The 24,340-nt window shown below is 58.2% G+C and carries 19 protein-coding genes and 1 pseudogene; 10 read left to right on the top strand and 10 right to left on the bottom strand.

All coding sequences use genetic code 11. The features are described from left to right. Positions 1–42 precede the first annotated feature (42 nt). Positions 43–1,479 (top strand): lipopolysaccharide biosynthesis protein, encoded by a 1,437-nt coding sequence (locus tag QEO92_RS14315; RefSeq protein WP_037146550.1) that lies wholly within the window; start codon positions 43–45, stop codon positions 1,477–1,479. 215 nt (positions 1,480–1,694) lie between these two features. Here the strand turns inward: QEO92_RS14315 and QEO92_RS14310 are convergent, their stop codons facing one another. From QEO92_RS14310 to QEO92_RS14300, 3 genes are all read right to left on the bottom strand, one after another. Then, the gene (locus QEO92_RS14310) at positions 1,695–3,362 is read right to left on the bottom strand and encodes a Wzz/FepE/Etk N-terminal domain-containing protein (RefSeq protein ID WP_227703499.1); all 1,668 of its coding nucleotides are present in this window, start codon (positions 3,360–3,362) and stop codon (positions 1,695–1,697) included. Beyond that, entirely contained in the window at positions 3,359–5,383 is a 2,025-nt protein-coding gene (locus QEO92_RS14305) for a glycosyltransferase (RefSeq protein ID WP_227703498.1), read from the bottom strand. The genes QEO92_RS14310 and QEO92_RS14305 overlap by 4 nt, the downstream gene beginning before the upstream one ends. Before the next feature lie 216 nt (positions 5,384–5,599). Continuing rightward, on the bottom strand, positions 5,600–6,325 hold the full coding sequence (locus QEO92_RS14300; protein ID WP_081952709.1) for a sugar transferase: 726 nt from the start codon (positions 6,323–6,325) through the stop codon (positions 5,600–5,602). Between the two features lie 325 nt (positions 6,326–6,650). Between QEO92_RS14300 and QEO92_RS14295 the strand changes: the two genes are divergently transcribed. The 3 genes from QEO92_RS14295 (at position 6,651) to QEO92_RS14285 (ending at position 9,533) form a co-directional block, all read left to right on the top strand. Further along, positions 6,651–7,721 carry a glycosyltransferase gene (locus tag QEO92_RS14295; RefSeq protein WP_037146544.1) on the top strand — a complete coding sequence of 357 codons (1,071 nt, stop codon included), beginning with the start codon at positions 6,651–6,653 and terminating at the stop codon, positions 7,719–7,721. 112 nt (positions 7,722–7,833) lie between these two features. Then, positions 7,834–9,117, top strand: a complete 1,284-nt coding sequence (locus tag QEO92_RS14290) for a polysaccharide biosynthesis/export family protein (RefSeq protein WP_320443024.1) — start codon at positions 7,834–7,836, stop codon at positions 9,115–9,117. A 122-nt stretch (positions 9,118–9,239) separates the two neighbouring features. Next, positions 9,240–9,533: a hypothetical protein gene (locus tag QEO92_RS14285; RefSeq protein WP_227703497.1), complete on the top strand. Its 294-nt coding sequence runs from the start codon at positions 9,240–9,242 to the stop codon at positions 9,531–9,533. Here QEO92_RS14285 and QEO92_RS14280 read toward each other — a convergent pair. From QEO92_RS14280 to QEO92_RS14265, 4 genes are all read right to left on the bottom strand, one after another. Next, positions 9,530–10,552 carry an NAD-dependent epimerase/dehydratase family protein gene (locus QEO92_RS14280; protein WP_227703496.1) on the bottom strand — a complete coding sequence of 341 codons (1,023 nt, stop codon included), beginning with the start codon at positions 10,550–10,552 and terminating at the stop codon, positions 9,530–9,532. The two genes, QEO92_RS14285 and QEO92_RS14280, sit on opposite strands and share 4 nt — an antisense overlap. After that, positions 10,542–12,182 carry a GMC oxidoreductase gene (locus QEO92_RS14275; RefSeq protein ID WP_227703495.1) on the bottom strand — a complete coding sequence of 547 codons (1,641 nt, stop codon included), beginning with the start codon at positions 12,180–12,182 and terminating at the stop codon, positions 10,542–10,544. The genes QEO92_RS14280 and QEO92_RS14275 overlap by 11 nt, the downstream gene beginning before the upstream one ends. Positions 12,183–12,289: 107 nt before the next feature. Next, positions 12,290–13,711: a hypothetical protein gene (locus QEO92_RS14270; RefSeq protein WP_227705166.1), complete on the bottom strand. Its 1,422-nt coding sequence runs from the start codon at positions 13,709–13,711 to the stop codon at positions 12,290–12,292. After that, positions 13,701–14,813: an acyltransferase family protein gene (locus QEO92_RS14265; RefSeq protein ID WP_227703494.1), complete on the bottom strand. Its 1,113-nt coding sequence runs from the start codon at positions 14,811–14,813 to the stop codon at positions 13,701–13,703. The genes QEO92_RS14270 and QEO92_RS14265 overlap by 11 nt, the downstream gene beginning before the upstream one ends. Before the next feature lie 824 nt (positions 14,814–15,637). Between QEO92_RS14265 and QEO92_RS14260 the strand changes: the two genes are divergently transcribed. From QEO92_RS14260 to QEO92_RS14235, 6 genes and pseudogenes are all read left to right on the top strand, one after another. After that, on the top strand, positions 15,638–17,065 hold the full coding sequence (locus QEO92_RS14260) for a mannose-1-phosphate guanylyltransferase/mannose-6-phosphate isomerase (RefSeq protein ID WP_227703493.1): 1,428 nt from the start codon (positions 15,638–15,640) through the stop codon (positions 17,063–17,065). Positions 17,066–17,259: 194 nt separating this feature from the next. Beyond that, positions 17,260–18,015: a hypothetical protein gene (locus QEO92_RS14255; protein ID WP_227703492.1), complete on the top strand. Its 756-nt coding sequence runs from the start codon at positions 17,260–17,262 to the stop codon at positions 18,013–18,015. A 48-nt stretch (positions 18,016–18,063) separates the two neighbouring features. Continuing rightward, a complete protein-coding gene (locus tag QEO92_RS14250; protein WP_227703491.1) occupies positions 18,064–18,294 on the top strand; it encodes a hotdog domain-containing protein in 231 nt (76 codons plus the stop codon). A gap of 39 nt (positions 18,295–18,333) precedes the next feature. Next, positions 18,334–18,924 carry a DUF6088 family protein gene (locus QEO92_RS14245; protein WP_037146528.1) on the top strand — a complete coding sequence of 197 codons (591 nt, stop codon included), beginning with the start codon at positions 18,334–18,336 and terminating at the stop codon, positions 18,922–18,924. After that, complete coding sequence (locus QEO92_RS14240; RefSeq protein ID WP_227703490.1) at positions 18,917–19,954, top strand: nucleotidyl transferase AbiEii/AbiGii toxin family protein; 1,038 nt, start codon at positions 18,917–18,919, stop codon at positions 19,952–19,954. The genes QEO92_RS14245 and QEO92_RS14240 overlap by 8 nt, the downstream gene beginning before the upstream one ends. 21 nt (positions 19,955–19,975) lie before the next feature. Next, positions 19,976–20,299, top strand: a pseudogene (locus QEO92_RS14235) (DDE-type integrase/transposase/recombinase); the annotation flags it as partial. 127 nt (positions 20,300–20,426) lie between these two features. Here the strand turns inward: QEO92_RS14235 and QEO92_RS14230 are convergent. From QEO92_RS14230 to QEO92_RS14220, 3 genes are all read right to left on the bottom strand, one after another. Beyond that, positions 20,427–22,160 carry an HAD-IIB family hydrolase gene (locus QEO92_RS14230; RefSeq protein ID WP_052182659.1) on the bottom strand — a complete coding sequence of 578 codons (1,734 nt, stop codon included), beginning with the start codon at positions 22,158–22,160 and terminating at the stop codon, positions 20,427–20,429. 155 nt (positions 22,161–22,315) lie between these two features. Then, positions 22,316–22,843, bottom strand: a complete 528-nt coding sequence (locus QEO92_RS14225; RefSeq protein WP_227703489.1) for an Hsp20/alpha crystallin family protein — start codon at positions 22,841–22,843, stop codon at positions 22,316–22,318. Positions 22,844–23,020: 177 nt separating this feature from the next. After that, a complete protein-coding gene (locus tag QEO92_RS14220) occupies positions 23,021–24,319 on the bottom strand; it encodes a glycosyltransferase (protein ID WP_227703488.1) in 1,299 nt (432 codons plus the stop codon). Between the last annotated feature and the right edge of the window lie 21 nt (positions 24,320–24,340).

Below are 24,340 nucleotides of genomic sequence, written 5' to 3'. Positions count from 1 at the left end.
GTCGCCCGGTCCGAAGGCCGCAATGTTATTTCGGAGTGATAGATGCTGACGGTAAAGGCAATCAAAGGAGCAGGTTGGCTCGTTTCCTCCCGTTTTGCGGGGCGCGTCATCGACTTCTTCACCCTTCTGGTCCTTGCCCGCATGCTTACTCCGGCAGATTTCGGGCTCGCCGCTTTGGCAATATCGCTCGTTGCGGTTGTCGACACGGTGCTGGAGGTTCCGGTGACGCAGGCATTGGTGCGCCTGCCCACCGTCGAAAAAAGCCATCTGGACACCGGATTCACGATCGGTCTGCTAAGAGGCATCCTCATCGGTGTCATGGTTCTGATCGCCGCCTGGCCCTTTTCGCTGATCAACCATGAGCCCTTGCTCGCTGACCTCGTTGCCGTGCTTGCGCTCGGCCCTATTGGCCGGGGGCTGGTGAGCCCCGCCATGGTGAAGTTTAACCGAGAGCTCGGGTTCCGGCAGACTTTCATACTGGAACTGTCAGGCAAGCTCTGCGCCAGCGCCGTCGTTGTTGTCGTGGTACTGGCAGGCGGGGCCTATTGGGCGATCGTTGCAAATCTCGTCACCACGTCAGTGGTCTCGACGGTCGTCTCCTATATCCTGGCGCCCTACAGGCCAGCTCTTTCTTTTGCCAAACTGCCTGATTTTGCCGGTTTTATCGGCTGGTTCAGCTCGGCCCAGCTCATCTCGGCGCTCAACTGGCAGTTCGACCGGTTCCTTGTCGGTGGCTTTGCAGATCGCACGACTTTTGGTCGATATGCCATTGCAAGCGACGTCGCGGTCATGCCCACGCAAAGCCTCATCGGCCCTGCGATGCAATCGGTATTGGCGGCGTTCTCCCAGATCAACGAAGACAAGGCGCGAGTGCGACAGGCCTTTCTCAAAGCGGTCCGGTTCGTCATGCTCGTCTCGGCGCCGGCCGCTGTCGGGATCTCGCTGACAGCCGACCTGGCCACCGATCTCCTGCTGGGCCCAAAATGGCAGGAAGCCGCGCCCATCCTCAGTCTGCTCGCGCTTGCCGTCCTCCCGATTCCCTATTTCCAGACGCTTTATTCCGTCAGTCTGGCGCTGGACCGGCCGCATCTCATATTCCGCCTCAATGCCATCGATCTCGGTTTCCGGATCATTCTCATTCCCCTTGGTCTTTATCTGGGGTCAGTGATGGGAGTAAGTCTCGCCAGGATCGTCCTGTCCTGCCTCATGTTTGTCTTTTATCTGAACGAGGTCCGCCTCCTGCTTGGTCTCGGTTTCCTCGCTCAACTGAAAAACCTATGGAAAATCGCAGCCGCGGTGGTCACGATGGCGATAGTGGTCTTGCTGTTGCGTCATGCGATTGCCGCGTATGACTATCCCGACGTGGTGGAACTTGCCTTTGTTGTGGCGGCAGGGGGTGCGAGCTACGGCGCGGTCCTGCTTGTGCTCGGCTTGCGCCTAATGGTCGGCCGCGGCCGTCTCGAACTGATCGACCGTTGAATGGTCAGGCAAAGACTGCCGCGGTCGGTCAAGATCGGAAAGTCCGGCTGATGCTGCGTTTCGCCCGCTCATCCGGACATAAGCGGCTGATGGCTTGTGTCGCAACCATCCGGCGGCCGCATGTATCGTCGCCGCTCCAATCCGAAAGCCACGCCGTTTCGCGGATCGATCCCGAACGAAGCCGAATAGGACAGGTAGGGGGCGGCAGTGGGCGGTTATCGCGCGCGGTTGATCACGGTCCCGACGACATTTGCGCCCGTACGGCGAAGCATCTGCACGGATTCTGAGACTTCCTCGATCGTCGTCTGACCGGCACGTGCCACGACCAGGACGACATCCGCATAAGCTGCCAGTGCCAATGCATCCGTAGAATGGCAAAGAGCCGGCAAGTCAAGAAGGACGTCTCCCTTGGAGCGGGCGGCGTCGATAATCTGGCGGACACGCGGATTTCTGAAATCGGCAAACAGGTTGGCGTTCACATCCGCGGAATGGATCGGCAGGACCGCCACGCCGCCGATTTCGTCGAAGGCAAGCTGGTCTGGCATGAGCTTGGCAAAGGTCGCGCCCGCCAGGGATCCGGTCGGCGACATGCGATTGTCCGCCGGACCGCTACCGTCATCATCATCGTCTATAGCTTTGAACAATGTCACGTGCCGGTCACTTCGGCTGATGAGTTCGGCAAGACCTCTACAGATCGTGGATACACCGGCGTCGGCGGTCCAGGCGACGACCGCGACCACGATGCTGTTTTCATTGCGCAGGCTCGTACAGGCGATTTCGAGGGATGTGCGAAGATCGTGAATAGCGGCTACAAACCGTTCCTGCTGCAAATTGGTGATGCGCCATGGCACGCCGTCGGCGCCGGCGACGTAAGGGATTGATCCAAGGCACAGAAGGTCCAACTCACGCGATAGTTCTTTGCCATCTCGAACCCTTCTATCGAGCGCGAGCTTGATGGCCACAAACCCGAAGCCACCCAAGAGGCCGAGAACACCGCCGAGCGCAATGATCAGCGACTTGCGCGGCGCCGACGGTCCGAGTGGGGGCAGCGCGGCGCCGATGACGCGCGCGTCGGCATCTGGAGTTGGAATAGATGGTAGCGTTCCAGACTGCATTGCCTCGCGAGCAGCGTCGACCTGACGCGCGAGGCTATCAAGACGGCCCTGCAGCGCGTCGGTGCCGGCGCGCGCGATCTGTTCCTTGAATGCGATGACCTGGAACATGTAGCCGGACACGGTTGCGTTGGCGACGCGTGCGGGAAGCGTGGGATCGGACGAGGCATATTCGATCTCGATCACAAAAGATTGGCCGACCCGCCGGGCGCTGATCCGCTTTGTGAAGTTCAAGAATGCTGCGATGTCCGCATTGGTGACAAGCGTGCTGTCGATGCTGGACGAACCGGTCGCCGGCGGGGCGCTCTTTCCACCTTCTGCCGTGTCCAGCCAGGAGCGGATATATCCCAGGAGCTTGTCAGTCATACCAGGTGGTTGAGGCCCGAGCTCCGGGCTGCGTTGAAGTTTGAGGCTGTCAAAGACGCCCGACAGCAAACGCTCCGACTTGATCGTTTGAAGTTCGCTGTCTGCACGATTGAGATCAAGGCTCTGCTCGTTACCGGAGGCCCCGGCTGAGGCTGCAGATCGGCGCGGCTCAAGCAACAGTATTGCCGTTGCCTTGTAGGTCGGCGGAAGCGAATAGGCGTAAAGGCCAGCCAGCATCAATCCCGCGAAAAGGCAGGTAAGCAGACTGATCTTGTAACGTGCCGCCAAAGCGATCAGGGCACGCAGCAAGGCGATCGGACCGTCGCCGCTATCGTCTGACCGCATCTCATTCATCCGCCAGACCCGCGACGTTATGTCAAGCGGGCGGGGTCTATTGAACATCATGCTGGCTCCCTCGCATTGGTGGTCTTGTCGGCAATTCGCTGCGGGGCAATTGCCGCGGCACGCTCCGGTTCCAGCCGGCCCCGCAGGGCGTCGGCGATTGCAAGCAGGTTGCCCTTGGCCCTTCCCATCCGATCGATGAACGGTTCGGGCCAGGCGGCACGTCCGAAATTGCTGGCGGTGTTGCGGAAAATGTGGTCGACGACCTTGGGAAGGGACATCGTACCTTTGCCCATCATGTAAAGCGGATTGATGACCTGCGAATACCCGAGCCGGCGGCCGCTTACCCTGCCGGTTTTGACGCCCATATGCACACCGTAGGCCATGGCGGATTTCACCAATCTCCCACCACGCTTGGCAAGTGCCGCGGCGAAATCGCGATCTTCCAGCCAACCATAAAGAACAAGGCGCTCATCGAACCTCGTGTCGCCGATAGCCGCAAATCGAAAGGCCATGTTACAACCATAGGGGCTGAAAGGCTCAGCCCAGACCTGTTGAGGCCGGCCGCTCTCGACCACCCGCACGGCGTCCGCAAAGGCGATGCCAGGCCCTTTGATACCGTCGGCAAGGACCCGGCCCGTGAAGCCGACGACCTGGCTTTCGTCGCGAAAGATCTGTAGTGCCGATGCAAGCCATTGACTGTCTGCGACAAAATCATCGTCGAAAAACGCAACGATCTCCGTGCCGGCAGCAACATGGCCAAGAGCGGTATTGCGTTGCGCAGCCAGCCCGGCAGGTCCGGTGATGACCGTGACGTCGGGATGGTCGACAAGATCGCCGGCATCGGCGATGTCAACGCAAGAAACGATGAGGCTGTCGGGCCGCAGTGTCTGGGTCGCCAGAAAGTGACGGACGGAGGCGGCAACGATCTGCGGGCGTCCACGCGTTGCGAATACGACGGCGATGCGGGGGCGGCCGACACCAGCCGCACGATGGCTTGGGACGTCCGCCTTTGGGTCGACCAGCAGTTCAAGATATCGAGCCGCGGTCTGCTCCCAGGAAAATTGCCGGACCTGTTCAAGCCCTTGCCCGATGAGATCCTGCCGAAGCTGCTGCGACCCTTTTAAACCGCAAATCAGATCCACCCATTCCTTCGGCTCGAAAGGCGATGCGAGAAGGGCTGCTTTGCCGCAGACTTCCGGCATGCTGGCGCAGTTGGACGCCACCACAGGACATTTCCTCGCCATTGCCTCGACGATCGGCAGTCCAAATCCTTCCGTCAGGGACGGGAAAGCGAGACAGAGCGCGTGGTCGAGAAGATAGGCGAGATCGTCATCCGAGATCCGGCCAGCCATGCGCACATTTGGTCGGTCCAGCAGACCGTATGAGGTGAAGATGCTGTCGCCCCCGCCGGCAATCACGAGGTCGAGGCCTGCCTCATCCAGATGAGGGGCGATGTCGATCAACAATGACAGGTTCTTGTGGATCGCGCGAGACCCGAGCGCGAGGACATAGGGACGGCGTCTCCCACCGGGCGCCGACAGGATCGGGGCTATGGTTGCTTGGGAAGGATCCCACTGCAATGCATGCTCGTGGCCATTGGGCAATACGGCTATGTCGTGCAAAGCAACGGGCAAATGCCTGGCCAGTTGACGCGCGGCCGCGTGTGAAACGGTCGTGATGCGGGTTGAGCGGCGAACGAGGGCAGGTTGCAGGTGCTGATAAAGAAGCCGAAAACTCCGGTTGTAGCTTTGCGGCGCTGCAAAGACGTTTGCATCGTGGATGCATACGATCTGGTCCGATTTGGCCGCAGGCGCGGTGTTGCACAGGTTGAGAAGCCGGTGATCGCGGCTGAGATAGGGCAACTCGATCTGCTCCCAGAGATGGCTGGTCAGACGCCCGCTTTTTTCAACGCGCAGCTGGCTCAACCGCGCATCCGCGGCGCGAGCGGGTGCGAATAGCACCGAGGACTTTGCGATCAAAAGCCGATCAATGGCCGCGACGACATTGGTGGCATAGCGCTGGACCCCGGTCATGTCCTGCGTCAGATATCGGCCATTGATTGCAAAGGCCGCGACATTCATGAAACACCTCCCGGTCGGCAGACGTCGGGTGTTGCGTATCGCTGAATTGAGGAATGAAGCCCGAACGTCTTTCGCACTGTCTATTTCCGTTGAAATTTTGCCATGAAGCGCCGACAGCGCTTTGAGGGAGACTTGTGTGGCTCAAGCATCTCGTGTCGCCCACGCGCCGTCTGAGGCCATTGCAAGAAGGACGACGCGCCAATGCGCAGGGAAAGGTCAATAGCTGCCGCGCGAAAGCAGGACGGCCGGGATCGTCTTCAACATGATCGCAATGTCGCCGACAAGGCTCTGCTCAGCCACGTAACGGGCATCGAGCTGCACGCGTTCACTGTAACTCATGTCGCTGCGTCCGCTGACCTGCCACAGACCGGTCAGCCCCGGGCGAACCCGGATATAGTCCGAATAATGGATCCCATAGAGCTCGGCTTCGCCAGCCACGATCGGACGTGGACCGACAAGGCTCATCTCCCCGCGGATGATGTTGATCAGCTGCGGCAGCTCATCGATGCTGCTCTTGCGGAGCAGCGCGCCAAATGGAGTGATACGCGGATCATCGCGCAGCTTACGCGTCGCGTTCCATTCCTCCCGAAGCGACGGATTGGCGTTCAGGTGACGTGAAAGAACCTCGTCGGCATTTCTCACCATCGTGCGAAACTTCAGACATGGAAACATCACACCGTTCTTGCCGATACGACGGTGGGCGATGAAGATCGGGCGTCCCTGCAGGATCAAGAGGCTCCCCATCAGCATGATGATCATTGGCGAAAGCACAAGCAGGCCGATGAGCGCAATTGTTACGTCCATCAAGTATTTCATGCAGGTTGAAGCGACGATGGAGGCACTTATTTGGCGTATTTCGGAAGCATGATGAGACGCATCGCGAGAAAACTGGCGCGCCTTATGATATCTTCCGAGATTACGGTCGAGATCAAGTCCCATCATCTGCGTACTCCCCTGTATAAGCTAGATCATAGGTGTAGGAAGAGAGCCGTATTCCTTCGGCTCATAATTACGTTAACAAGTGTTTAATGGTTTGACAATGAAATTATTGCGCTGCACTATGCATGAGTGCAGCGCGGGAAATCAAACTGATCTCTGGATTCTTGTCCTAACCGAAATGGAAATAGAATCCGTGTCGATTTTTTCGGTTTTTCAATAAGAAAGGCCGAAAAGACATGAACCCGCATTGTACGCCAAAGTAACAAACCTAGTGTTTTTCGTGGAGTTTGGCGTGCGGGTAGCGATCATACATTATTGGCTTGTGGGGATGCGCGGCGGCGAAAAAGTCCTTGAGGCTCTCTGCGATATTTTCCCGACCGCCGATATCTACACGCACGTCTATGACCCGGGTGCCATATCCGATAAGATCAAGAAGCATCGGATTGAGACAACCTTCATCGGAAGGCTGCCTTATGCCAGGAAAATGTATAAGCGCTACCTGCCGCTCATGCCGATGGCGCTGGAACAGATCGATCTGGGAGCCTATGACCTCGTCATAAGCAGCGAATCCGGGCCCGCCAAAGGCATCATTCCCGCGTCTCCAGCATTGCATCTTTGCTACTGTCATTCTCCGATGCGTTATGTCTGGAATATGTACAATAGGTATTACGACAGCTCCGGACCGATGACGCGTCTGATGATGCCGCCGATGGCCCACTATTTGCGGACGTGGGATGTTGCCACGGCAAACCGCGTTGATGACTTCGTTGCCAACTCCGCCACCGTGGCACAACGGATCAGAAGTTATTACCGTCGCGACGCTTCGATCATCTATCCCCCTGTCGACACGACCGCCTTCCGGCCCGTCCCGATGTCGGAGGTCGAAGACTATTATCTCATGGTCGGCGAGTTGGTCAGTTACAAACGGCCGGACCTCGCCGTCGAAGCCTTCAACCGCATGAAGGCGAAACTCGTGGTCATCGGGGGCGGCGAGATGCTGGATCGATTGAAGCGGATTGCAGGACCGACCGTCTCTATCCAGGGCGCACAACCATTCCATGTCCTGAAGCACTGTTATGCGCGCTGCAAAGGCCTGATCTTTCCCGGCGAGGAGGATTTCGGGATCGTTCCGGTGGAAGCCATGGCAAGTGGCCGCCCGGTCATCGCCTTCGGTCGCGGCGGTGCAACCGAAACCGTGGTGAACAACAAGACGGGCGTCTTCTTCCACGTGCAGACGACGGAAGCGCTCATCGATGCCGTGGAGCGGCTGGAGCGCCAGGATTTCAATCCGGCCGATGCCGTTTCACGGGCGGCCGAGTTTCGCCGTGACGTTTTCGTCGATCGCTTCCGCACATTCGTTGCGCGGGCGACCGGCGTGACAATCGCTGCCTCAGCGTGACGGGGTGTTTGACTGTAACGTCTATCAGTGGATGCCAAACGCGATGCAAAATTCCATCCTATCTTCTTTGAGCGGTCAACGATCATCCACGTTGCGTGAAGTTCGAGCATCGATGATCGTGTTTTTCGCGCTTGTCGTCGCGCTTGGGGCAATGGCGCCGACCAGCCTTGCCCATGCGTTCGAAAACTATCGCATTGGTCCGCAAGATACGTTGAAGATTCGTGTCTTCGAGTGGCGGCCGAGCACCGCCACGACTTACGAATGGGTGCCACTGACGGGCGAGTTCGTCATCTCTTCGGCCGGCAATCTGTCCCTGCCGATCATCGGAACGGTCCCTGCGGCAGGAAAGACGCTCGAGGAATTGTCGGATGCGATCAGCGAGAGGCTACAAAGCCAGGTAGGTCTGCAGAAACGCCCAAACGCCTCCGTCGAAATCTCCTCCTATCGCCCGTTCTTCGTGGCAGGTCTTGTGACCAGTCCGGGAAAATACACGTTCAGTCCGGGACTGACGGTCATCCAGGCGTTGAGCATGGCTGGCGGCATCGGTCCGGTGGACCCGAACTTCATCGGCTTGCAGCGCGACGCGCTGTCCAGCCGCGGCGACCTTCGGGCGCTCGAAGCAGAGCGGGCCGGCTTGGTGGCGCGTCGGGCACGAATTGACGCCATTTTGAGTGGCGCCTCGGCGGTCACCTTCCCTGAAGAACTTGCCGAGCGGGCTAACGAACCGCAAATTGCACGAATGATCCAGGAGGAGCAGTCCTTATTCGAAGCGAGCGAACGCTCACTCAATGCCGAAATCGAAGCCCTCAATCGGGCGAAGATGCTTGCCATGAACCAGATCGAGGCACTGAAGGCCAAGGCCAGTTCCCTCTCTCAGCAGATCGAACTTGCCGCCAACGATTTAAATTCGGTCAACAAGCTGGTCGCCCAGGGGCTGACCGTGTCGGCCCGGCAGCTTGGCGCAAGCCAGAACGTCGCCGAACTTGAAAGCCGCAATCTGGATGTATCGCTTGCAATATTCAGGACGCAGCAAGATCTGGCAAAGGTCGACCAGGACATTGCAGCTGCCCGCAACCGCTACCGCGTGAATGCATTGACGGAATCGGCCGAGTTGCGGGAACGCTTCGCGTCGAACGGCGAAAAGATGCAAACGGTCCGCGATCTTCTCAAAAATCTCGACATTCGAGCGCCATCCGCGATGGCGGCATTGGCGGAAGAGGGGGAAACCTATACGTTCGAGATGACCGTCAATCGGGTTGTCGACGGCAGTATGCACAACCTGATCGTTGGCGAAAACGATCCCCTGATGCCGGGCGACGTCCTTCGCGTCGAGCGCGGGCGAGAAACGAACATCCGCATCCCCCAGGCTCAGCGGAAACTGACCGCGACCGAGTGACCGGCCTCTCGGTCAGGCAAAGCCAGCTTCGGGCCTGGATCTGCCTTGGTCGAATTTTGACTTGCAAGGTGAAAAATGATATCCGCTACATAGGAGTTTCTACCCAAGCCGGAGCAACCTAAATGGGGTGGACGTTCGCCGTCTGTGTGCTGATCGGCGCAGTTTGCGCCTTGCGCATGCCCATTTTAGTGTTTGCAATTGTCGCCTTTATTGTGATGGCTGTTTATGCGGCGATGAGTTACGCGGCAGGAAGTACCGCGTGGCAGGCAATCGGCTGGGGGTTCCTGTTTGCGGCGCTGCTCGAGGCTGGATACGTTGTTTCTTACTGGCTTCTTTACTTTTTTTATTCGAGGCGGCCTGCTGGGAAGCGCGAAACCGCATCGCGGAAGGTCCAGTCACGATATTCTGCAGACTAGGCGAGAGTTTCGCCGACCACTGGCGTCCGCCTTTGTGCCTGCACTTCCTCTTTCAATTTGGCGAAGGCAAGCTCTTCTGCCTTGGCCATGCCAAACCGGAAACGATAGCCAGTCGCCTTAAGACGCTCGTTTGAGAAGCGCATTCGCCATAGGGGGTTTCTCAAAGGGAGCGAACGGAACCGCAGGAAGTCGTGCAACCAGTCGGCGATCCATGGTACTGCGAGCGTGCGATAGCGACGATCACCGCTCACCGCGAAGGCCCTTTTCATGAAATCAACGTGCCGCGGGCAGGGATGATCGTCCTCTGCCAGGTTGTAGAGTTCGACGCTGCCGGCCTGGCCTGCACCTGCCAGGCCACGTTGCATGAACCAAATCAGCGCGTCCGACACATCACCAACATAGATGTGATGGGCATGGCGATGCGACGCAAGGATGCGCTTGCTCGTGTTCCAGTCGCGAATCCCGATGATCTGGGCAAGGTCAACGACAACGGCGGGGCGAAAGATGACGTAGCGGGTTTTGGCGGCGAAGCGCCTCAGCGCCAGTTCGCCAGCCAGCTTGGTACGGCCGTATTCGCGCACATAGTCGACAGCCCAATACTCGGAAGAAACGTCGCGATCGAAGGTCAGGACGGGCGAATTTTCGTCAATGAGGGTGGAAAGACCACTCCCATACACCGCAACCGAACTCGTGTAACAGAAAACAGCGACACCGGCCTGTTCGGCAGCTTGCGCAAGCCGCCCGGTCGCCTCGATGTTGACGCGCGCCATACGATCTTTCTTGCCAAGTTCCGCCGCCAGGTGAAGGACTGCACTGCAGCCCTTAACCAGCGCGCTGAGGTCGGTGTCGGCAGCAAAGTCTACCCTGTGCCAGTCGACAGACGGTGTGTTTGCCTCGGAAGGGATCCATGGTTTCGACGTGGTTGCCCGAACCCGGTAACCGCGCTCCAGGAGATCGGCGATGACCACGCGACCGATCCGGCCGGTGGCGCCAGTGACAAGGACGGTCTCACCCGGCATTGGCGATGATCTCCACAGGGGCAGATTTATAGGGTCGCGATCGCAAGTGGTCCGCTAACCGGATGGCCATAGCGACAATCATCTGGGTGGGATTGCAGTGTCCAGCCGTCGGGAAAACGGAACTGCCGGAAACAAACAGGCCGGCGACCCCGTGAACCTCGCAGTTGGAATCCACGACGCCTTTGGAAGGATCGGTCGACATGCGCGTGGTTCCGGTCGGGTGGGCGACATCAACGAAAGTTGCCGGTATGGGCGCCTTGTCCCTTACCCATTCAGCCAGGATAGGCTTTGGAAGTCCGATCCTGTCGAATTCAGCCGTGATCAGTTCCGCCATGCGATGCATGGTGCGGGCTTCGTCAGGATGGCTGCGCCAGTCAACTTTCGGCAATCTCATGCCGAACCGATCGCAATGCTCGGATAAGGTAATGCGGCTGTCTGGATCTGGAACCTGTTCGCACATGCAATCCAAGGTCAGTTCCAGCAGCTTGCGCGGAAGACCGTTGCGGGCACCGAAATAGTCTTTGGCGCCGCGCAACAGCAACGCGCTGTTGCGGACAAGGCTTACCACGTCCTGGGGCAGGCGGGGCTTCTTCGCGTAAAATCTCCGCAGCGCGTCCCAGGGGTCGTCAGGTGCCACCGCTTCGCCCAGCCATCCCGCGCAGTTCAGGAGCTTCTCGCGCTGTTGGATGGCCGGGCTGAGCCTCAGGCCGGCTCGGAAGAAGTGGTTTTGCACATTGTAACGTCCAAAACGGCGTTGCACGGGACCCGATCCGGGCAGTTGGAAGAATGCGGTCGGGCCGCGAAGGTGGTCCATCAGGTAGCGTCCGATCTGATCTCGGCCATTTCCGAGACCGTTGCGACCACCGGTTCCAGAATTTAGGAGGATACGGGCATTCTCGATCCCGCCGGCACACAGGACAACCGCCGAGGCGGTCAACGTGTGTTTCCGGCCATCAAGCGTTGCGAACTCGACCCCTTGAACCGACGTGTCTGACTCCACGCTGAGAACCCGCAGAGCCGTTGCGCCAGTGACCAGCGTGGTATTTTCTCCCAAGTGCTGCCGCAGATGCCTTCCAAACCGCATATATTCAAAGGGATAGGATTCTGCTTCATCCCTGCTGAACTGCCAGAAGAAGGGAAGTAAAAGTGACGGATCAACTTCCTTTCGTGGAGGAGTGCGCCCTGCAATGTCCCAAAATCGCTCGTCGGAGAAACCGCGTCCCATCGCCAATCCCAGGTGCGACGCACTTCGATCCAGGAACGGATCTATTTCCTCCACCTTGAGCGGCCAGCCGGAACCGGCAACCCAGGGCCGTTCTTGGAAATCGATCGCATCGAAACCAGCACATCGTCCTCCCCAGGTGTGCGAGCTTCCGCCAAGGATCCGGTTGCGAACGGACCACTGATCCCTGGCTCGAGGGCGCCCGATGTTTTCGATTGCGTCAAGTTCATCGATTTGTGCACTGCGTTCCGTCCTGCCGCTTTCCAGAAGAACGATATTCAAGCGGGCACTGGACAGTTCTCGGGCGATCGTGGCCCCAGCTGGCCCCGAGCCGACGATGCAAAGGTCGCAGCGCAGGAGGGGAAAGATAGACGCGCCGGGTTCAGAGTGAAGATCTATGACTGCCATGGTAATTCTCGCCTTCGTCGTGGTATTCAGCCAAATAAAGCCCGTATCCTTCGGCCTTCATCGACATTTCCGCTGCTTGCCTTGCAATTTGCCACGCGCGCGGTGCGCTAAGCCGGTTTTCCCGTCATTTGGTCGCCGCCGCCCCGCAGAGTGAGGAAGGGAGCGGAGACGCCGTCACTTGCAGGGCGGCTTGCAGCAAGCCCCGCAAGGATGAAAAATAGCAGTCCGAGATCAACAGTGGGTCCGGCCACCAGGGATCCCACCAGCAGGCAGAGGCAGCCGTTGCGAGCAGACAGCCGTATGTCCGAAGCCAATGTGCGTGATGGCTGATTGGCAGGCGCGAAGGCCGTCATTGCAAATAGAAGGAAAAACAGGGTTCCGGGAATGCCGACATTCGACAGCAAAGCGACCGGGAAACTCGAGGTGCGCGCCGTTCCAAGGCCAACGCCAAGACCGAACGTATCTATAAAATTCTGTAGACCGTAGATATTCCATGAACCGCGGGTAACGGCCGAACTCGACGTCTGCTTGCTCAGCAGGAGAAGATCCACATAGTTGTAGACCGTCGCATAAATGTCCTGCTGAAGCAGGACGACGAGTGCAGCGAGGGCCGCCAGCGGCGGAGTGAGGATCACCACGGCCGTGCTGTGGCTGCTGTCTTTACGTGAGCCACAACGCAGCAGCGCTGTGCAATACAAGATCATCAGGCATATCGGTGCAGCAAACAGGCCCGTCGAAGATGTCGAGAGAACGATCAAAACGAATGAGATCAGCGCGAAAGGACCGGTCCACTCCGATTTGCGCCGGCAGAGCCACATTGTGCCCGTAAAACCGAATATGCCAAGCGTGGTCCCTGCGAAAGCCGATGACTCCGGCCAGGAACCGACGATGCGTTTCATGCCGTTGACCTTGTCGTTTTCGTGGAAAGTATATTGGGCGTTGCGGATAAACTGCAGCATATCCTGAGCGCCGATGGCGCTCGTGGTCAGGTCCAGGATCGCAAAAATGACGTTGAAGAATGCATAGGCAATCAGGCCAACCACCAGGGCCTGGAATCCTTTCAAGGTGGAGCCGACCGCCACGACCATTGCAAAACAGGCAAGATCGGCAGCCAGATAGACAGTCTGAGTGAGATTGCTTGAGACAGGTCCAAGCCGAACGACGCCGCCGCTCAGGGGATGTTCCGACACCCCCAAAGGGACGATGATGCTCGCGTCTTCGAAGATCCTGGGAGAAAAATACGCGCTCAATGCGCCGTAGACGACAAGACAGGCGAGCCAGAACCCCGGCTGCCCGAACCCGAGCGTTTTGACGGCCAGTCTGGCGTTCTCCCGATCGCGAAATGCGGCAATGGCCACGAACAGCAAGAACAGATGCGCAGGTTGGACACTCGCCGAGCCCAGCAGAAAGGCTGCGGCAGCACCGAAAATGGTCATGACGACAAAGGCCTTGATTGTTGCATCCAGACCAAGCGCCAGACAATAAAGCCCGAGAAGGACGGCAAAGATACCGATGGGTTCAACCGCCATCATCCGCCACCCTGATCGGGAGCGCTGCTGCGGCAGAAATGGGTCCTCGCATACGCGTCCTGCCGAGGATCATACCCTTCAGTTTCAAGGCATGCTTCTCGACAGCATGCCAGGAGAAGACTGCCAGAAGCAACGTGAGGGGAAGTGAGAGCGCAATGTTGAAGTACCATTCCCGATGGGATGGAAAAAGGTGCGCGACGGTCTGCTGGACGGGAAACGAGTAAAGGTAGATGCCGTAGGAATAGTCGCCGCTTGCCAAGAAACGGTGTTTCGGAAGCCCCGTCAGCCCGATGGCCACCGTCGCGTAGGCGATGGGAAATGCCGCGAAAAAAGGCGCATAGGGCAAGTTGAGCATGACGAAAGACAAGGCTATCGCCACGACAGCTCGACCAGGGGTGAGCAGAACACGATCGCGGTACATGAACAGCACCACGCCGGCGAGGAAGCATAAAAGCAGCACCCGCCCCGGTAAGGCCCCGTCCAGGGGCAGGTCCGCAGCCCCACGGAGAAGGTCACGTCCAAACACCGCAAGATGAGCCAGTCCGACGGCCACCAGCAGGAATACCCGCCGGTGGGCGATGCCCGTCGCGGCCAATATGGTCAAGGCGATATAGCATTCCAGTTCATACGGAATCGTCCAGAGCGATACGTTGACGGCCTGAAAAAAGGGGTTGTCACGAAAGACGCCGGGGAGAAGATAGTGGATGTGTCCGAGGATGTTCCAGAAGTAAGACCAGAACTGCGGGTCGGAAAAGTATATACCAAGCGGAAATGTCGTAAATATCGGTCCCAGCAGCAATGCACATAGCGTGACTTCGACGGCCAGGGCGGGAACAAGACGCAGCGCACGCAACCCGAGAAAGCGAGCGAGATTGCGCGTCCGCAAGAGGCTTGCACTGACAAGAAAACCACTCAACGCAAAAAACGCAGGCAGTACAAACGTGACGATCCCCCGCAATGGGGGCTCAAACAGGAATACCTCGCCGCTCTTTCCATAGGAAACCGCGAAGCTGTGGATGCACAATACAGATATCGCGAGTGCTACCCTAAGATAGTCGAACCCGCTTGTGTAGCCACCGTCAAATCGCTCGCCAATCGACATAATATTCCCCATCAGGTGGATTTACAGACTGTCGAGGTAATACTGCGTTGCATTGCACAATATGCAAGGACGAGAAATTTTGGAAGTTAAATCTTTATTCATTTCCTTGATTTTTTTTGAACGCTGCTCAAGCGCCATGCTCTCGGCTGATTGATGCCAATTAAGTGCCGGTATTTTCTGAAAATTCTCCGCATAAGGCGCCGAATATTCATTGCTTATTTCGAATTGTTGCTTGAATGGATTGTCCGATACGAATTTTTTTTTGATCTATACCGAGGCAGAGAGCCTTTTCGCATTGCAAAAACTCATCTACCGTGAGAAGCTTAGAAAGAAGACGGGGGAATAACCATGAGGCGGTTTCTCAAGCTGATGTATGTCCCTTGCGTGTATTTGCGGATGCTTGCGGCGACATTGTTATTTTCTCTCATATCTTACGTACAGTCCGGATCGGTCGGGGAGTCCTTATACTACGGAGTTATTTCCCTGCTCTTGATGCAGGCGGGATATCTTGCGGGCGTTATAGTTCTGATCTGGCGTGAGGCTGCTCGTCGTTAACCAAAGCAGGGCACTTGGAGCCATCGCGTGATCGCGCTTGGCAAGGACGAGGCGAGTGCGTCCTTAAGGTAATTGCGCTGAGGGGCGCCATATCATGAAATTTGAAACGAGCGGTCTTCGAGGGCTTGTCACCGAAATGCGCTGCTATGTCGAGGCGCGGTTGGCAAGAGACGTTGAAACCCTGCTGGATGGGGGGCTTGGACTGATCCGCGCATGGGCCGCACAAACTCGATCGGTCATGCCAGACGAAAATACCGGAGATCATTTGCATGACAGACAAGATCATTCCCGTCGTCATGGCGGGCGGCAAGGGTACCCGGCTTTGGCCGCTCTCACGCGCTAGCGCGCCCAAGCAATTCATCCAGTTCGTTGGCGAGCAGACGCTGTTCCAATCGACGCTGTCGCGCGTATCCGACAAGGCGCTCTACGAGGCGCCGGTCGTCATCACCAATGAGGATTTCCGGTTCCTCGTCGCGGAACAGGCGCGCGAACTCGGTGTTAAGCTTTCCGGCATTCTGCTTGAACCGGCGGCGCGCAATACCGCCCCGGCAGTTGCGGCCGCGGCGGCGTTCGCCGCCGACAAATTCGGCGAGGACGCCGTGCTGCAGATCCTCGCCTCCGACCACGAGATCACGGCCGGTGAGGATTATTTCGAGGCGATCCGTATTGCCCGAGAAACGGCCCTTTCCGGAAAGCTGGTAACGTTCGGAATAAAACCGACGGAGCCCGCGACCGGCTATGGCTATATCGAGATCGGTGAAAAGCTTGCGACCGGTGCATGCGAGGTGAAACGGTTCGTCGAGAAACCGGCCTTGCCGGACGCGCAGAAGATGGTTGCCGCCGGTGGCTTTGCGTGGAACTCCGGTATCTTCATGTTCATGGCCGCGCAGGTGCTCCACGAAATGAGCCGCTTTGCTCCGGAAGTCGAGAAGGCCGCAAGGGCGGCCGTCGCCACGGCCGCCAGCGATCTTGACTTCATCCGCCTCGACGCGGAGGCGTTTTCGGCCAGCCCGGACATCTCGGTCGATTACGCGATCATGGAAAGGACGGCCAATGCCGCCGTGGTGCCTTCGTCCTTCCTCTGGTCGGACCTTGGAAGCTGGGACGCGGTCTGGAAGCTTGGTGCCCGTGACGACGCCGGGAATGTCGCCTCTGGCAATGCCACGCTGGTCAACACCCGCAACTCGCTGGTGATGTCTCGCACCAGCCATCTGGCCGTACAGGGACTGGAGGGGGTTGCGGTGATCGCCAGCGAGGACGCCGTCTATGTGGGCAGGTTGGAAGACAGCCAGCAGGTGGGTACGCTTGTCAAGCAACTCGCCGCCATGAAAACGACGGCGGCGCTCACCGAAACGCACCCGACCTCCTACCGGCCTTGGGGCGGGTATACGTCCATCCTTAACGGCGACCGCTTTCAGGTGAAGCGTCTGTTCGTAACGCCCGGCAAGAAACTGTCGCTGCAGAAGCATCATCATCGCTCGGAACACTGGATCTGCGTCAAGGGTACGGCAGAGGTGACAGTCGGCGAGGAGGTCACGATCGTGAGGGAAAACGAATCCGTCTACATACCCCAGGGCGAGGTGCACCGGCTCGCCAATCCGGGCAAGATCATGCTGGAGATGATCGAGGTCCAGACCGGTTCCTATCTCGGCGAAGACGACATCATGCGCATCGTCGACGAATTCGGCCGTAACTGATGAAGCTGACTTTGGTCACGGAGGTATTTTCGCAGCAGGATGTGGTGAACCCGAGGCCCAGTTGGTTGAATGCGTCTCAGAAAATTCCGGATATGGGCTTGCGCTGCAACCGGACTCGCTAGGCCTGCAGAAGCCAGAAGAACGCGATATGTGATATCGCGGCATATGTTTTACGGGAACTGGAAGCCGGAACAATGTTCAGTTTTGATGTGGAGCCTGCCATGCCTCATCTTACCAGTGCAAAACGATGGCTGTCTGCTCTGTCAGACAGTGATGTCCACGGCATCGCCCAAAAAATCGATAAGGATGGGATCTATTGCGCGCCCGATTTTCTTTCGGCCGACGATCTCGGCAGACTGCAAGACTTTGTAGCCGCAGCCATTGCTCTTGGAGGGAACCAGTCTGTCTCTCTCGCCAGCAATCAACTCGGCGGGTCCGGGTTGGACGAGCTTGGCAATTGCGACGAATTCAAAGCTCTTTTTTCACGCCTCTATTTCAGCAGTCTTGGACGGCAAGCACCGGAGGTGAAATTCTATCAGATCCTTCGCTGCCTTACGGGAAGGAGCGTTGCCAAACACTCCTTGATGTTTCACTACGATTCTTACGTGATTACCGCGCTGGTGCCCGTGCAAATTCCCCAATCTGGAAAGCGCGGCGACTTCCTGATCATTCCCAATACACGGAAAATCCGGTCGACCTACGTGCTTAATCTCGCCGATAAGGCAATCCTCGACAATGTGTTGATGCAGCGGTTACTTCGCCGCCGCGCTGACGGTGTCAAGATCAACCGCATTTCCATGGTGCCGGGCAATCTGTATCTTTTTTGGGGTTACCGCAGCATTCATACGAATGAGCCGGTCGATGAAGACGCGGTTCGGGCGACGGCGTTGTTTCATTATGCAGATCCGCATGCAGATAGTTTTCTAAAGCGACGACTGCGCCTTCGCTGACAATCGGGATCGCAGAAGTGGCCCTAACGAACCACTGCGATCGCCTTCATGACCAAGGCGGCCCTTGTCGCAGCGTCGAGACTGTGCCGGAAGCTTGCCGTGCTCGCATCGTCGGAGCGCCTCGATTTTCATCATCCGGTCCGCGTCGGAGCGATCGTAGAGGCCATCGCCAGGGTCGTCGCCACGGGAAGAAGCTCGATGACCGTTGGCTTTTCCTTCCAGTGGGCTCGGCCCCAAATGCGGAACTTGAATGTCAGAAAAAGATGCACTATTTTATGACCTATGAAAAGCGCTGCGACATCAGTACCGGATCAGATTATGAAGCGCGTCCGCGCCCGCGGGCGCGGCGGCGTCTTCACGCCAAGTGACTTTTTGGGCATCGCTGGCCGCGCCGCCGTGGACCAAGCACTTTCCCGACTGGTCAAGAGCGGTAAGCTCCGGCGCCTCGCGCGCGGCCTGTACGATTTCCCGAAAGCCCATCCGCAGCTTGGGCTGCTTTCGCCAGCTCCGGACGATATCGCCCAGGCGCTGGCACGGGAGACCGGTTCTCAGTTGCAGATTGCTGGCGCCCGCGCGGCGAACGCACTTGGGCTTACCACGCAGGTGCCAGCGAAGACCACCTACCTCACCGACGGTCCCTCCCGCAAGATCGTCTTGGGAAAGCGCGTCGTCGATCTGCGACATGCCTCGCCCAAGCATTTGATCGCTCCTGGCAGTGCGGCTGGCACGGTCGTGCAAGCGCTTCGCCATGTGGGAGCGATGCGTGCCGGCGACGTTGCGCAGGTTGCAGTGCGCCGCCTGTCAGCCAACGACAAGAAGATGCTTGCGTCCTCTGCGGTTCAGGCCCCAGCCTGGATGAGGCCGACACTCGTATCGATCGCTAACGCGTCAGGTGAGATCGATGGATAGGGTGGCTCTCCTTCCGGCTGATGATCGAGCCGCCCTGTTTGGCGAAACAGGCGCCCTTCGAGGGGTTGACAACACGATCGTCGAAAAGGACTTCTGGGTCTGCTGGACTTTGAAGCGTCTTTTCGGCCTGCAGAAAAAAGATGCAGCCACCCTCGTTTTCAAGGGTGGTACATCCCTTTCCAAGGCATTCGGCGCCATCCGCCGCTTTTCCGAGGACATCGACCTTTCGTTCGATCGAGCGGAGCTCGGCTACACCGGCGACCGCGATCCGGAAAAGGAAGGTATCAGTAAGAAACAAGCGAACAAACTGATTGAAGCCTTGGTGAGTGACGTCGAGCGGCATATTGCCGAGAAGCTTCTTCCGGCGCTCAAGTCCGCGATCGTCGAGCAATTGGGCGAGCCGAGCGAGGGTAAGTGGTCGCTGGAAATAGATGCCAACGACGTGCAGACAGTGAACTTCCACTATCCGCCTGCGCTTGCGAGCTTTGAATATGAAGGCATGGCCTACATCACTCCGCGGGTGAAGCTTGAGCTCGGTGCGCGCGGCGATCCATGGCCGACCGAGCAGAAGTTTATTCATCCCTACGCGGCGGAGGATTTTCCGGATTTCTTCAAAGATCCGGAATGCTCCGTGACTGTTCTTTCCGCGCAGCGGACCTTCTGGGAAAAGGCGACCGCGCTGCACGCCGAGTCGCACCGTCCCGCCGAGACCGCAACGCCGCAGTATTTCTCCCGCCACTATTATGATCTCGCGATGCTCCTCGACACCGAGGAGGGAAAAGCCGCGGCCGGCGATTTCGACCTTCTAGTAACAGTGGTAAAGCACAAGGCGACCTTCTTCCGGTCCAGTTGGGCCAACTATGATACAGCGAGGCCTGGTACTTTGAGACTGATGCCGAGCGAGTCCCGTATCAAAGATTTGCGCGCTGACTATCGCGCCATGGCGCCCATGATGTTTGATGAAAGGCCGCTCTCTTTCGACGACATACTGGCCAAAATTAGAAAGCTCCAAGAAACAATCAATAGCTGATTCAATCCTGCATATTTGGGGGAAGCCCTCACACCGAAGCGGATCATCACCGACAAACTTCGCTCATATGGAGCGGCAAAGCGGGATCTCATGCCTACCGTCGAACATCGATCGCATAAAGGCCTGAACAATCGGGCGGAAAATTCCCACCTGCCGCTGCGGAAACGAGAGCGGGCGATGCAAGGCTTTCGATCCACCGGCGGATTGCAACGGTTCATTTCTGTCTTTTCGGCAATCAGAAATCACTTCGTCCCGTCCCACCAGAAGCACTCCGCAATCGCCATCCACATTCATCGAATCCGCTCTATGGCGCAATGGAAGGCTGTGACCGGCGCGGTCGCTTGATTTCAATCACACCCCTTCGCATGGCTTCAATCGAACAATGTGACATCACCGATCAGCGTGCCCGCCTCGATCAACGGCAGGGACCGCTCCACGGGTCGTTTGTAGAGACGAGACGGAACGTTTTGGTTCACGATGCTGTGGGGAGGCTTGCGGAACCGTTATAGACCGCCGGTATCACGTATCGCGCCGTGACCGGCTGCCGGATCCGCTTCCTGCTTTCCAGAGGCGAAAGGCTTTCGTTTCTCTCAATCTGAGCGGCGTCAGCTGCCAGGATGTCGTCGCGGATGACATGACGGAACCAGGCTGAATAATCGCCCGACCGAAGATGGTGCAGCCAGATTTCGTCATCGACCTCGTCGCTCTGGTGCAAAAACTCGGCTAGGTTGCTGGCCTGGTAGTTGATATCGAGCTGCGGCCCCCGAAAATAGAAGCTCCGCCACTCTCCGACATCGCCTGTCGCATATTTTCCGCGATGCCGGTGATGCGCCTGCTGTGGCTTTTCCTGCTTGAGAACAAGCGGCGGCCGGTTCGTCCGCGGCGACCAGAGCAGGAAGTCGGTGCCCTGCGTCTGAGGTGCATGCGCCGGCCCTGGGATCTTCAGAATGTCTGCCAGATCTTGCAGCAGCCGACCGGCGGAACTTCCCATGGCAATCACCGTCGATGCCTCCGCGAGCGCAGCCGGCGCAAGCCGTGCGGGATCGACCGTGACGAGTATCGCGCCAGCCGCAAGCCGAGGGGCCGCCCTATTGCCGGGATCGTGAGGCGGCAAAAATTGATGTGCTTCATCAACAACGAACCAGTGGGGACGTCCCGAGCTCCGCTGGAGCTTTTTCACGGCCGGAACAAGATCCATGAACATGTGCCTGCGATCGTCGTGGTTGAGCGCCAGCGTGTTCACCACGACGTCTATATTGGCCTGCAACAGAAGCCGAAGAGCTTCTTCGGTAGCGGGTGGGTCCGCAAGTCCGCCGATAGTCACGGCGTGATCAAGGCCGAGATAATCTCCTTCCGGATCGACGACGCAGAATTCGAATCCGCGTTCGGCCATCCGTTCCGTCAGCAGTGTGATGTAGCTGGATTTCCCGCAGCCGGAATTGCCGATGATCAGGATGATGTCCGATGGTTCGATATAGATCTCTTCGCCTTCGAGACTAACGCCGGCGAGGATCGCCCGCTTGGTCAGGGGGAGGAGGAGCCTGTCGTCGCGGATCAGTTTCTCGACCAGTTCCGCGATCCCGTCGCCGTGATCCTTTGACAGGACGAGGTCAGCTTCTTTCTTCAGGGAAGGGACTGCATTGGCGACCGCCGCGGAACAGCCGCAGCAGGCTAGAAAGGCGTGGTCGTTCTCAGCATCTCCCGCACCCACCGTATTGAGGGGCGAGATGCCGAGGGTTGCAAGCGCGTGACGTAGGCCTGAGGCCTTGTTGACATTGGCCGGCAGGACCATGACCGCGCCCTTGTTGAAGATGATCTGCATCTCCAGGCCAAGCTCTTCGATGGCATTCATGACCGCCGTCTCATGCGGTCGCCATGTCGCGATGATTGATCTGCCAACGGAAATGGGCGTCACCTTGCGGTCCGCAAGCATCTGCACCAGCTCGATAGGCGGCGGCGGTGCGAGCCGCGTTTCCTCTTGCGTCCCCGGTTCGAACAGGAGTGCGCCATTTTCTGCGATGACAACGTCGAAGATTTCCAATTGCGTGAATGCATGCTGCAGATCGTTCAGCTCGCGGCCTGTCACCAGAAGCAGCTTTCTTCCGGTCTGGCGCAAGCGCTCCAGCGCTGACACGGTGGCAGGTGTCACATAGCCGTGTTCGGCAATGGTTCCATCAAAATCCACGGCCAGGGCTAAGAAATACATTCGGTCCTCCGGTATTAGGTGGTCCGTCGTGGGCGGCCGCGTTGTGAAAGCAGTGATGCAGGTTCGCCGCACGTGTCACTTGTGACATGCGCTCGTCCGTCGAGCGATCGGGCATCGCATCGAAAGAGGATATGATGCCCGATTGGAAACCGTCTTCACGAAGCCTTTATTTCGATCTGGCGCTCGTTCTTCTTGGCTTCGGCGCTTTTCGGCAGCTTGATGTTCAGGATGCCCTTCTTGAACGATGCTTCTACCTTGTCGGCATCGACGCCGTCAGGGATTTGGAAGGACCGTTGGAAGGAGCCGTAACGCCGTTCGGAGACGTGATATTCCTTCTGTTTGTCTTCTTTTTCCTCCTGCTTTTCACCGCGGATGGTGAGAAAACCATTGGAGAGCATTACTTTGATGTCTTGCTGATCGATGCCGGGAATTTCCGCGCTAACCTCAAAGGCGTCATCCTTCTCCACGACATCAACGGCCGGAGCGACGACCGCCCAGCCGTTTAGGGACGGCATCTCCCGGCCGAACAGGGAACGCCCCAACGGCCGCCAGGAAGAGGGGGCGAAGTCGTCGAACAGACGGTCGGTTTCCGAGCGAAGGGTCTCGAAGGGAGACCAGACGCCCGCCGGACGAACCGATTTTTCTTCGTTCTTGACGGGAAGCTTGCTTGCTGGTTCAGCCATAACCTTCTCCTATTCTGAAAATGGGAGACTGCATCTGAGTATGGTCGAGGACCCGGTGCAGTCCGGTTCTCCGTTCCCGATCAGGAGCGTCGTCATCAAAGGCCGCTAGCCTCGCCGTCACATCGACGCGGATCAAGCACTCATCGCCATTTTGGCGGCTTCGGCATTAAGAATTCCTCAGGATACGGGCGTCGTCTGCTTGTCGTCGTCCCGCTCGACCAGCGCGTCCTTAACGGCCTGTCCGAAATTGCGCAGGATCTCCCAGTCCGTCGCAATTCGTCGCGACGCCGCCTGCCATGCCCTGTCGTCCATGCGGTTGACCAGTGAGCGCGACAACACCGCCCCCCGGTAAAGTGACAGGGTCTTTCCTATCGTGACTTTCCGGTCGAACGCCAGCGCTGTCCGGCGGGCTTTGTTGGCGAGCGCCCGGCGATCGCCGGCTCGACGGGAAAACAGCCAATGCAGGGCGTGTTCGAATTCCGACGTCGAGGCATTGGTAGGAAGAAGCCGACCATTCTGGCGATCCCGAATCATTTCCCGTGCTCCCGGAGCGTCAAGCGCTACGACAGGAACGCCGGCGGTCATCGCCTCGGCGAGCACCATCCCTTGCGTCTCCGATAGAGACGAGAAGGCGAAGACGTCCATCGCGGCATAGGCGTCCGCAAGATCTTGTCCCCGCAGCACGCCCGCAAAATGGACACGATCGGACAGGCCGGACGAACTGAACTGTGCAGCGAGACTATCCTTCATCTCCCCGTTACCGACGACGAGGAAATGGGCATCCGGTTCGCTGATCAGGAACCGTTTTACGGCTTGCGAGAGGTAGGTGAGGTTCTTTTCCGGCGCAAGGCGTCCCACATGCCCGGCGCAGAAAGCCTTCTCAGGGATGCCGGCCGCCGCCCTGCCGCGTGAAAAATCCCCGTTGCCGAAACGATCAGGGTCGATCCCGGACGGGATCACGTGAACGGGAGTCTCGACGCCATTTTTGACCAGGAAAGCCGCCATGCTCTCGCTCGGCGCGATAACTGCATCGCAAAGGTCGCAATAGCCGAGCATCAGGCTCAGCACCAGCTTGCCGAGCGGCGGAACGTCCGTGGCGATGTAGTGGCCATAGAGTTCGTAACGCGTGTGATAGGTATAGATGACCGGCAATTGGCGTTCGGCCGCGACCCTCAGCGCAGCATCTCCCAGAAGGAAGGGGTGATGGGAATGGACGATATCGGGCCGAAATTCATCAAGGACCTCCTGCAACGGTCCGATCAATGGCAGGGGCAGCGAGAAATCCGTCTTGTTGAACCGCTCGATCGCAGGGACCCGCACGACATCCTCTTCCCGCGCGGGCATATCGGGAAATTCGGGCGCGATCACCAGCACGCGATGCCCCATCTCCCGCAGGCCTGCCGAAAGAGAGGCTACGCTGTTTGCCACTCCGCTGACATGCGGCGTGAAGGTGTTGGTGAACATCACGATATTCATGCTGGACGCCGTTGCCGCGCT

The sequence above is a fragment of the Neorhizobium petrolearium genome (assembly GCF_029854435.1).
Classification (GTDB): Bacteria; Pseudomonadota; Alphaproteobacteria; order Rhizobiales; family Rhizobiaceae; genus Neorhizobium; species Neorhizobium petrolearium.
Note: the sequence above shows the minus strand (reverse complement) of the source record. Positions and strands in the feature narration are given on the sequence as shown.